2 protein-coding genes are annotated in these 1385 nt (G+C 34.9%); one reads left to right on the top strand and one right to left on the bottom strand.

What is annotated here, in order from left to right; genetic code table 11:
- Positions 1 to 640, top strand: a 640-nt coding sequence (locus BACCELL_RS25330) for a leucine-rich repeat protein (protein ID WP_007215037.1), incomplete at its 5' end; no start/stop codon positions are given.
- On the opposite strand, the gene BACCELL_RS25325 is transcribed toward BACCELL_RS25330, so the two are convergent.
- Positions 637 to 1385, bottom strand: a 749-nt coding sequence (locus BACCELL_RS25325; RefSeq protein ID WP_044154431.1) for a leucine-rich repeat protein, incomplete at its 5' end; no start/stop codon positions are given. The genes BACCELL_RS25330 and BACCELL_RS25325 overlap by 4 nt on opposite strands.

Genomic DNA, 1385 nt, shown 5'->3' with positions numbered 1-1385 from the left:
CGTTGATAAATTACGGGGAGCATTCAATAAGTTGGAACTGATAATGAAAGGAGAGCCTGCTGTTTATCTGGCCGATCCTGTTTGGCGTGAAATAGCTATTAGTCTTTGGGATACAGATCATGACGGGTTCATAACAGCAGCGGAAGCTTCTGAAAATAGACTTGTTTCTTTTGAAAATTTCGATAATGCTGCAAAAATTGAAATTCTTGATTTATCAGCATTATATACTAATATTACGCCATATATTGTAAATCTGACAAGAATTAAAAAGGTCATATATGGTAATAGTAAATACGCATCAAGTGTTAGCGCAAATTCCGCTAAAGGAAATACATCCATTGAATATGTTGATGCTGGTGATTATTATACCTCTATTGATTATGGTGCATTTTGGAAGTGTACATCTCTTAAAATAGTTATACTAAATAAGAATATCACAGTTATTGATCAAAGGGCATTTCAAGACTGTACTTCAATGGAAAGTTGCTATATAAAGGCTACGATACCACCAGCACTTGGTACATGGGCATTTGATAATAACCCATGCAAAATTTACGTTCCTCACGAAAGCGTTGCTACTTACAAAGCTGCAACAAACTGGAATCTGTATGCATCTCAGATATATGGATACGATTTCTAATAATCTTTTTCATACATTGATAAAGGCTGTATTAAACTGGCGCTTTCGCTCCATCCTGTTGCTGATTTATATATTAACACGCTTGCATCAGGTACATATATGGCAATAGGTTTTCCTGCATTCGTATAACCCCAACTACCGCTAAAAGTTGGAGGGACAATTGCACGACAGATAACTACTAATTCCTTTCCACCATTATTGGTGGGACGAGTTCCTATTGAGGTTATTGTACTTGGGAAATCTATTAATATACAACTCTTATTGCCATCTATTATATTATCATCACATACTTCACATCCTTCATTTATAATCAGCTCTTCAATGGCCGTACCTCTAAAAGCACCTTGTTTTATCCATATAATACTAGATGGTAGAGTTATTTTTTTTAAATTTGAACACCAACCGAAAGCGTCCCCATTTATATATGTTAATCCTGTAAAGTATCTAAATTCGTCAAAAGTTTCAATGACATTATTCCCTTTGCCATAACCATTTACAAACATACTATATGCATTGTCATTACGATCTGAAAGAGTTTCTATAGCAGCTAATTCTTCTTCTGTTAGCATTCCATCATTATCATAATCAACCTTCCGCACAGTAGTGTATCCAGCAGTATTGCTTGTATTTCCTGTAGTTGCTTTAAGTAACACATGAAACACTTCTGTATCTATAAATCTTATTGCTGGACCACCTATCATCACCAAATCCAGTTTGTTGAATATATTCCTCAACGAATTCACAG

The sequence above is a fragment of the Bacteroides cellulosilyticus DSM 14838 genome, from assembly GCF_000158035.1.
GTDB lineage: Bacteria > Bacteroidota > Bacteroidia > Bacteroidales > Bacteroidaceae > Bacteroides > Bacteroides cellulosilyticus.
The sequence above is the reverse complement of the archived record's forward strand: the minus strand, read 5'-3'. Positions and strand labels throughout refer to the sequence as shown.